Source organism: Saccharomonospora iraqiensis subsp. paurometabolica YIM 90007 (assembly GCF_000231035.2).
GTDB classification, from domain to species: Bacteria; Actinomycetota; Actinomycetes; order Mycobacteriales; family Pseudonocardiaceae; genus Saccharomonospora; species Saccharomonospora paurometabolica.
The window spans coordinates 86,019-94,227 of the sequence record NZ_KI912185.1 but is presented as its reverse complement, the minus strand read 5'-3'; the positions used below and the strand labels follow the sequence as shown (position 1 = coordinate 94,227).

Below are 8,209 nucleotides of genomic sequence, written 5' to 3'. Positions count from 1 at the left end.
TGACCGGTGTCGACGTCGCCGGCGACCACGGTCACCGGGTGCGCCCCCGGCACGAGACCGCGGGTGGGCACGAAGGCGACCGCGTCGTCCCGGCTCCCCACGGGCGCACCCGCGACGATCACCGCGTCGGTGCCGCCGAGCGTCGCCACGCGACCACCACGGTGGGTGTGCCTCGGTTCCCCCGGGTCGGTGACATCCGCGGGACCCGGCACGGCGTCCCCGCGGGTGGTGCCGACGACCACGGCGCCCGCCCGGGACAGCCGCCGGCACAGCAGCGGGCTTTCCGGTGCGGCGACCAGCATGCCCGCCAACGGCGGGTTCTCCCCCGTGCGCACGCGCTCGTCGACCGCCTTCGCGTCGACCAGGGCGTCCTCCCGGGCACGCACGGAGAATCCGGGCACCGGCCGGCCCGCCCGGTGCAGGCCGTCGAACACGGCCAGCACACGCTGGGAGGAGTGGTTGGTGATGACCGGCGGGAGCGGGACGGTGTCGTCCTCGAACAGGAAGAGGTTCACGCCGGGCGTCCCTTCGGGCTCTCCACGAAAGTTCCTCGGCGTGGGAGTACCCGCACCCACTCGGGTCAACCGGGCGGGGGATACACCGGGACGACTCAGCTGTCGCCGGACAGCTCGCGGAGCGCGGACGCCAGCCCCGCCAGCCGGTCCGTCGCGTCGGTCAGTGCCTCCCGCGCGGGTTGGACCCCGGCACTGCTCGCGGCGACCGCGCGCCCGGCGGCGGCGACGAGGGTGCCGTACTCGTCCAGGCCCTCGTCGAGCTGGGTCCGCAACGACGCGACGGCCGAGTCGAGCCCCGCCCGTTCGTCCTCGGGGGCGGACCGGCGGGCCCGTTCGATCGACTCGACCCGGGCGGCCAGCGCCCGCAACGCGGAGGCGGCCTCCGCCGCCGTGGCCCGGGCGTCGTCAACCGACATCTCGGGGGTGGCCCCGGACGTGCCGTGCGGGGACTCCAGCTGGGCGAGCAGCTCACCCAGCGACTCCTCACCGCGACGCAGCCGTTCCATCGGTTCCCGCGCCGCGGACCCCGACGGCGGCAGTGCGGTCGGAGCGGCCGAGTGCCGCTCGGGCAACGGCGTACGGGAGAGCCGGTGGAGGCGAATGCCGGAGCGCACCCCGAGCGCACCGAAGATCAGCGTCGCCGCGAGCCCGCTGAACGCGCCCTGGATGCCCTCCGCCCCGCCCAGGCCGACGTAGCCGACCACCGCCCACAACACGCTGAGCAGGGTCAGCACCGACCACACCGTCAGGGCGCGGGACGTGCGCCGCCGTTTGCGCCGGAGTTTCGCCGCCGGATCGTTCCAGCGGTCCCACTTGTCCCGGATCTCGGCGACCACCGGCAGTTCCGCCGGGGTGGACGGTCCGGCGCCGGCCTCGTCCCGTCGCCGGTCCGGGGCGGACGGGAGGCGCTCCTCTGCCGTGTAGCGCCGGAGCTGCCGGTGGGCCTTCCGGGCGTAGTCGGGCAGACGTCGCACGTACTTCTCGAGATTCTGCTCCCCGAAGTCGCGTCGGCCCGACATCCGCCCCCGCCGTTCCCGGCCCTCAGGCCTCGTTCTTCTGCCGCTCGGCCTCCACCCGGGCCTGGATTTCGCTCTGCACGTCCGAGCCGGCGGAGGAGGCGGCCTGCCCGGTGCCCGCGGTCTCGGAGCCGTCGGTCACCTGGGCCACCGAGTCGCCCTTCATGGAGGCACGGATCTGTTCCAGCCTGTTGTGCCCGGCGAGCTGGGTCGTGGAGTGCTGGACCTCCATCATCCGGCCCTGCACGGAGTTCTGCGCCAGCTCCGCCGAGCCGACCGCGGTCGTGTACCGCTGCTCGATCTTGTCCCGGACCTCGTCCAGCGACGGCGTGTTGCCGGAGGAGGACATCTCGGTCATCTGGTTCAGCGAGGCCGACACCTGCTCCTGCATCTTCGCCTGCTCCAGCTGCGAGAGCAGCTTGGTGCGCTCGGCCAGCTTCTCCTGGAGCATGCTCGAGTTGCGCTCGACGGCCTGCTTGGCCTGTTCGGCGGCCTGCAGTGCCTGGTCGTGCAGCGTCTTCAGGTCCTCGATGCTCTGCTCCGCGGTGATGAGCTGGGCGGCGAAACCCTCGGCCGCGGTCTCGTACTCCTGCGCCTTCGCCTCGTCGCCCTTGGCGCGCGCCTCCTCCGCGAGGGTCAGCGCCTGGCGGGTGGAGGACTGGAGCTTCTCCACCTCCCCCAGCTGACGGTTCAGCTTCATCTCCAGCTGACGCTGATTGCCGATCACCGACGCCGCCTGTTGGGAGAGCGACTGGTGGTTACGCTGCGCCTCCTCGATGGCCTGCTGGATCTGCACCTTCGGGTCGGCGTGCTCGTCGACCTTCGACGAGAACGCCGCCATGAGGTACTTCCAGAACTTCACGAAAGGGTTGGCCATCTCCTCCGCCTGCCTTCTCACATTCCACGGTTCCCTGCGCGGGTGACCACCTGCCGATACCGGTCGGAACACGTGACCCCCGTCTGTCGGGTTCCATCGTGTCAGGTCGGCGCCCACCGTTCCACCACGACCCCGCACGTTCGCGACGACCCCGCACGTCCGCGACGACCCCGCACGTCCGCGCGGAACGGGACGACGGCACGGCGTCTCCCGGCCGCGCCCCGGACACCGGTTCCCGGGTGCCCCGGGTCCGCCGCCCGTCAGGCCGCGAGCACCGCCTTCGACTCCGGGGCGGGAATCGTCGTGCGCAGAGCGGGCGAGAGCCGGAACTCGCCCGCGGCCCCCGTGACCGGCCGTGCCTCCTCCCGCCCCTCGGCGAGGTCCTCGGCGACGGGCTCGCGGGCACCGGCCTCGGCGGGCAGTGCGACCCCGGATTCCGCCCCGGCGGCGTCCACCGTGCCGAGTGCGGACACGTCCGAGGCGACGTTGTGCAACAGTTCGGGCAGCGGCAGGTCCAACGCCTCGCAGATGGAGGCGAGCAGCTCGCTGGAGGCCTCCTTCTGCCCGCGCTCGACCTCCGAGAGATACCCGAGACTCACCCTGGCGGCGCGGGAGATGTCGCGCAGCGTCCGGCGCTTGGTGGTGCGGGCATGACGGAGCCGATCACCGATCGCCTCACGCAACAGCACGGTCATCACGCGCCTCCCTTCCATCTGTCGTCCACGGTACCCAGGCCGGGGGACGGAACGCAGGTGTCGACACGGTCGTCCGCCCTGAGCGAACGAGCGACTCAGCGTCGTAGTTCCTCACGCAGGCATCGGTACAGCACGGCGAGCGCGTCCGCCACCGCCGCCTCCCGCACGGCGCGACGATCACCCGGACAGAGCAGCGTCCGGACCTCGCGCCGGCCGGGCCCGGCGAGTCCGACGTACACGGTGCCCGGCCCGACGCCGTCCTGCGGATCGGGTCCGGCGACGCCGGTCAGACCCAGGCCCCAGTCCGCGCCGCACCGGTGCCGCGCCCCCTCGGCCAGTTGCGCGGCGACCTCGGGATGGACCGCCCCGTGCTCGGCCAGCACATCCGGATCCACCCCCGCGAGAGTGTGCTTGAGGTCAGTGGCGTAGACGACGAGCCCGCCCCGCACCACCGCACTCGCCCCCGGCACCTCGGTCAGCCGGGCGCACACGAGTCCGGCGGTCAGGGACTCCGCCGTGGCCACCGTCCACCCGCACCGGGCCAGGTCGGCGACGACGTCGGCGGCCCCGGCCCGGGGGAGTGTGTCCCCGCCCGGCCGTTCCTCCGGGCGGACGGAGTCGTCGGGCCTCGGATCTCCGGGACCGTTCACTCCGTCGCCGGACCTGTCCGTCCCGGCCCCGGTCCCCAGGGATCCGCTCCGGTGTCCCGGCCGTCCGTGCGGGCGCCCCCGGAGCGACCGTCGCCCCCCGCGCGCATCCGCAGTGCCTGCACCAGGTAGTCGAGGCCGGTCACCACGGTCAGGAGCACGGCGAGCGCCATGAGCGCCCACCGGACCGGGTCGAGAACGTCCGGGAGCGGGAGCAGGAAGGCGGCGATGGCCACCACCTGGGCGAGCGTCTTCGCCTTGCCCCCACGGCTCGCGGGGATCACCCCGTGCCGGATCACCCAGAACCGCAGCGCCGTGACGCCCAGCTCCCGCGCGGCGATCACCGCCGTGATCCACCACGGCAGCTCGCCGAGCACGCTCAGCCCCACCAGTGCGGCCCCGATCAGCGCCTTGTCCGCGATCGGGTCGGCCACCTTGCCGAAGTCGGTGACCAGCCCGTACCGCCGCGCGACCCACCCGTCGATCCGGTCGGTGAGCGCCGCCGCCACGAACACGGCCACGGCGAGGTACCGCCACAGCGGGTCCTCGCCCTCCTCGACGAACAGCACGACCACGAACAGCGGCACCAGGGCGAGGCGCACCACGGTGAGCACGTTCGCCAGGTTCATCCGGGACGGCCCCGACTCCGCGGACCGGTCCCCGCCTCCCCCGGCTCGCCCGGCTCGCCCCGCGGTCACGTCGCGATACCCGTTCCGCCGTGGGCGGGCGCGGACCCGGCCGCGGCGTCGGCGACCGGCCGCACGACCAGGTCGACCCCCGCGCTGTCGACGACCTCGCAGCGCAGCAGATCCCCCACCACGCACTCCCCCGCGTCGAGCACCACGCACTCGCCGTCCACCTCGGGCGCCTGGTGGTCCGCGCGCCCGGTGACCTCGTCGTCCGCGTTCTCCACGAGGACGTCCACCACGGTGCCGATCCGCTCCTCCGCGCGCTGGGCGGTCAGCTGTTCCACCAGTGTGGAGATCCGGGTGACCCGCTCGGCCACGGTCCCGGCGGCCAGCTTGCCGTCGAACGACTCGGCCTCGGTCCCGTCCTCGTCCGAGTAGCCGAAGACGCCGACCGCGTCGAGCCGGGCCGCGGTGAGGAACCGCTCCAGCTCGGCGACGTCGTCCTCGGTCTCGCCCGGGAAGCCCACGATCACATTCGTCCGGATACCCGCCTCGGGCGCGTACTCCCGGATCTGGTCGACGAGCGCCAGGAACGAGTCGGTCGACCCGAACCGGCGCATCCGGCGCAGCACGGTCTCGCTGGAGTGCTGGAACGACAGGTCGAAGTAGGTGGCCACCCCCGGTGTGGTGGCGATCGCGCGCACCAGGTCCGGCCGGGTCTCGGCGGGCTGCAGGTACGACACGCGGACCCGGTGCACCCCGTCCACGGTCGCGAGCCGGGGCAGCAGCCGCTCCAGCGCGCGGGTGCCGCCGAGGTCGCGGCCGAGGTCCTTGCCGTAGGAGGTCGAGTTCTCGCTGACCAGGAACAGCTCCCGCGCCCCCTGCCCGGCCAACCAGGCGGCCTCGGCCACCAGGTCGTCCGGGTGGCGGGAGACGAAGGAACCCCGGAAGGACGGGATCGCGCAGAACGAACAGCGGCGGTCGCAGCCCGACGCGATCTTCAACGGTGCCACCGGCGCGTCGTCCAGCCGGGTACGCAACACCCGGGGCCCCCAGCCGGCGTGGCCCGGAACGGCGACCTCCTCGGCGGCGGAGGGCCGTTCGACCGGGGTCAGCGGCAGCAGGGTCCGGCGGTCGGTCGGCGTGTGCGCGGCGACCGTGCGCCCCCCGGCGACGTCGTCCAGCCGCTCGGCCAGGTGGGGGTAGTGGTCGAACCCGAGCACGGCGTCCGCCTCGGGCAGGTTGTCCGCCAGCTCGTGGCCGTACCGCTCGGCCATGCAGCCCACGGCCACGACCTTCGCCCCGGTGTCGGAGGCGGCGAGCAGCGTGTCGACCGAGTCCTTCTTCGCCGACTCCACGAACGTGCAGGTGTTGACCACGACGACGTCCCCGTCACCCGGGTCGTCGGTCAGCTCCCACCCCTGTGTGGTGAGCCTGCCCGCGAGCTCCTCGGAGTCGACCTCGTTGCGGGCACAACCCAGGGTGAGCATCGCGACCCGACGTCGCTCGGGTGACGAGCCGGTACTGTCGACGGCTTCTGCGGAAGACACCTGTTCAGGGTAACCGCCGCCGACCGGCCCCCGAGCACACCCTGGAGACCGTCCGGCCGCACGCCCGTTAGCGTCTACAGACGTGGAGTCACCGCAAGCACCGGTCGTCCGCCGCGCGCGGATCGCCGACGTCCGCAGGATCAAGGCACTGGTCGACGCCGACGCGGGCGAGGTGCTGCTGGAGAAGGAACTGATCACCCTCTACGAGGACGTCCAGGAGTTCTGGGTCGCCGAGCTCGCGGGCACGGTCGTCGGGTGCGGCGCGCTGCACGTGATGTGGGAGGACCTCGCCGAGATCCGCACGGTGGCCGTCGACCGGTCCGTGCGCGGGCACGGCGTCGGGAGCCTGCTGGTGCGACGTCTGATCGACCTCGCCGTGGAGCTGGGCCTGGCCAAGCTGTTCGTGCTGACCTTCGAGACGGAGTTCTTCGCCCGGCACGGGTTCCGCGCGATCGAGGGCACGCCGGTGCCGCGGGAGGTCTACGAGCAGATGCGCCGCTCGGCCGACACCGGCGTCGCCGAGTTCCTCGACCTGCCGTTCGTCAAGCCGAACACCCTGGGCAACACCCGGATGCTGCGGCACCTGGACGACCGGGACCGGTGACCGTACCCGCCGCGGCCCCGGTCAGGACGGGTCGGCGGGCTCGCCGGGCGGGTCCTCGCCACGGATGGTGGCCAGCACCTGCGGGAGGTCGTCGGGTTTGGCCAGCACGTCGCGCGCCTTCGAGCCCTCGGACGGCCCGACCACCCCCCGGGTCTCCAACAGGTCCATGAGCCTGCCCGCCTTGGCGAAGCCGACCCGGAGTTTGCGCTGCAGCATCGACGTGGAGCCGAACTGGGAGGTCACCACCAGTTCGGCCGCCTGGAGCAGCACCTCCAGGTCGTCGCCGATGTCCGGGTCGATCTCCTTGGTGTCCGCCGACTTGCCCGCGGTCACCCCTTCGGCGTACTCCGGCGCGGCCTGCTCCTTCGTGGCCTGCACGACGGCGGCGATCTCCTCGTCGCTGACGAAGGCGCCCTGGACACGGCTCGTCTTGCCCGCGCCCATCGGCAGGTACAGCGCGTCGCCCATGCCGATCAGCTTCTCGGCGCCCTGCTGGTCGAGGATGACGCGCGAGTCGGTCAGCGACGACGTCGCGAACGCCAGCCGGGACGGCACGTTGGTCTTGATCAGACCGGTGACCACGTCGACCGAGGGGCGTTGGGTCGCCAGCACCAAGTGGATCCCCGCGGCCCGGGCCTTCTGCGTGATCCGCACGACGGCGTCCTCCACGTCGCGCGGCGCGGTCATCATCAGGTCGGCGAGCTCGTCGACGATCGCCATGATGTAGGGGTACGGGCGGTACTCGCGCTCGCTGCCGGGTGGGGCGGTGATCTCCCCCGACCGCACCCGGGCGTTGAAGTCGTCGATGTGCCGCACCCGGTTGGCCTGCATGTCCTGGTAGCGCTGCTCCATCTCCTCCACCAGCCAGGCCAGCGCGGCGGCGGCCTTCTTCGGCTGGGTGATGATGGGCGTGATCAGGTGCGGGATGCCCTCGTAGGGGGTCAGCTCGACCATCTTCGGGTCGATGAGGATCATCCGGCACTCCTCCGGCGTGGCCCGCGCCAACAGCGACACCAGCATCGAGTTGACGAAGCTCGACTTACCGGAGCCGGTGGAGCCCGCGACCAGCAGGTGCGGCATCTTGGTCAGGTTCGCGGTGACGAAACTGCCCTCGATGTCCTTGCCGAGCCCGATCACCATCGGGTGGTCGTCGGTGGCGGCCAGCGGCGAGCGCAGCACGTCGCCGAGGCGCACCATCTCACGGTCGGAGTTGGGCACCTCGATCCCGACCGCGGACTTGCCGGGGATCGGCGCCAGCAGGCGCACGTTCTCCGTGGCGGCCGCGTAGGCGATGTTCTTGGTCAGCGCGGTGATCTTCTCGACCTTCACGCCGGGGCCGAGCTCGACCTCGTACCGCGTGACGGTCGGCCCCCGGGTGAAGCCGGTGACCTCCGCGTCGATCTTGAACTGCTGGAGCACGCCGGTGATCGCCTCGATCATCGCGTCGTTCGCCCGGCTCCGCGCCAGCGGCGGGTCGCCGAGGGTGAGCAGCTCCGCCGGGGGCAGCGTGTAATCGCCCTCGACCGTGCGGGTCACCGACAGCGGGGCCTCGATCTCCAGCTGGGTCGCCTCCGCCGTCTCCGCCGTCCTCTTCCGGGAACCCTTCGCCGGTGCCGCGGCCGCGGCGGTGGCCGCCGGCACGTCGGCACCGTCCGCCGGGTTCCCGGACGCCGCTC

General features: G+C 72.7%; 8 protein-coding genes and 1 pseudogene. 1 reads left to right on the top strand and 8 read right to left on the bottom strand.

Annotated elements, in window-relative coordinates:
- The 7 genes and pseudogenes from SACPADRAFT_RS31840 to rimO form a co-directional block, all read right to left on the bottom strand.
- Positions 1-515 (bottom strand): annotated as a pseudogene (locus SACPADRAFT_RS31840) (allophanate hydrolase-related protein); the annotation flags it as partial.
- Between the two features lie 95 nt (positions 516-610).
- Positions 611-1,534 (bottom strand): phage shock envelope stress response protein PspM, encoded by a 924-nt coding sequence (gene pspM, locus SACPADRAFT_RS0200525; protein WP_007025551.1) that lies wholly within the window; start codon positions 1,532-1,534, stop codon positions 611-613.
- 22 nt (positions 1,535-1,556) lie between these two features.
- Positions 1,557-2,408, bottom strand: a complete 852-nt coding sequence (locus SACPADRAFT_RS0200520; protein ID WP_007025552.1) for a PspA/IM30 family protein — start codon at positions 2,406-2,408, stop codon at positions 1,557-1,559.
- 260 nt (positions 2,409-2,668) lie between these two features.
- The gene (locus SACPADRAFT_RS0200515) at positions 2,669-3,103 is read right to left on the bottom strand and encodes a helix-turn-helix domain-containing protein (protein WP_007025553.1); all 435 of its coding nucleotides are present in this window, start codon (positions 3,101-3,103) and stop codon (positions 2,669-2,671) included.
- A 95-nt stretch (positions 3,104-3,198) separates the two neighbouring features.
- Positions 3,199-3,753: a CinA family protein gene (locus SACPADRAFT_RS0200510; RefSeq protein ID WP_007025554.1), complete on the bottom strand. Its 555-nt coding sequence runs from the start codon at positions 3,751-3,753 to the stop codon at positions 3,199-3,201.
- Positions 3,750-4,379 carry a CDP-diacylglycerol--glycerol-3-phosphate 3-phosphatidyltransferase gene (gene pgsA / locus SACPADRAFT_RS24495; RefSeq protein ID WP_007025555.1) on the bottom strand — a complete coding sequence of 210 codons (630 nt, stop codon included), beginning with the start codon at positions 4,377-4,379 and terminating at the stop codon, positions 3,750-3,752. Before pgsA ends, SACPADRAFT_RS0200510 begins: the two co-directional genes overlap by 4 nt.
- Before the next feature lie 65 nt (positions 4,380-4,444).
- On the bottom strand, positions 4,445-5,869 hold the full coding sequence (gene rimO / locus SACPADRAFT_RS24490; RefSeq protein WP_007025556.1) for a 30S ribosomal protein S12 methylthiotransferase RimO: 1,425 nt from the start codon (positions 5,867-5,869) through the stop codon (positions 4,445-4,447).
- Between the two features lie 142 nt (positions 5,870-6,011).
- Between rimO and SACPADRAFT_RS0200495 the strand changes: the two genes are divergently transcribed.
- The gene (locus SACPADRAFT_RS0200495; RefSeq protein ID WP_007025557.1) at positions 6,012-6,533 is read left to right on the top strand and encodes an amino-acid N-acetyltransferase; all 522 of its coding nucleotides are present in this window, start codon (positions 6,012-6,014) and stop codon (positions 6,531-6,533) included.
- Positions 6,534-6,554: 21 nt separating this feature from the next.
- Here SACPADRAFT_RS0200495 and SACPADRAFT_RS24485 read toward each other — a convergent pair.
- A partial coding sequence (locus SACPADRAFT_RS24485; RefSeq protein WP_007025558.1) for a DNA translocase FtsK occupies positions 6,555-8,209 on the bottom strand: 1,655 nt, incomplete at its 5' end.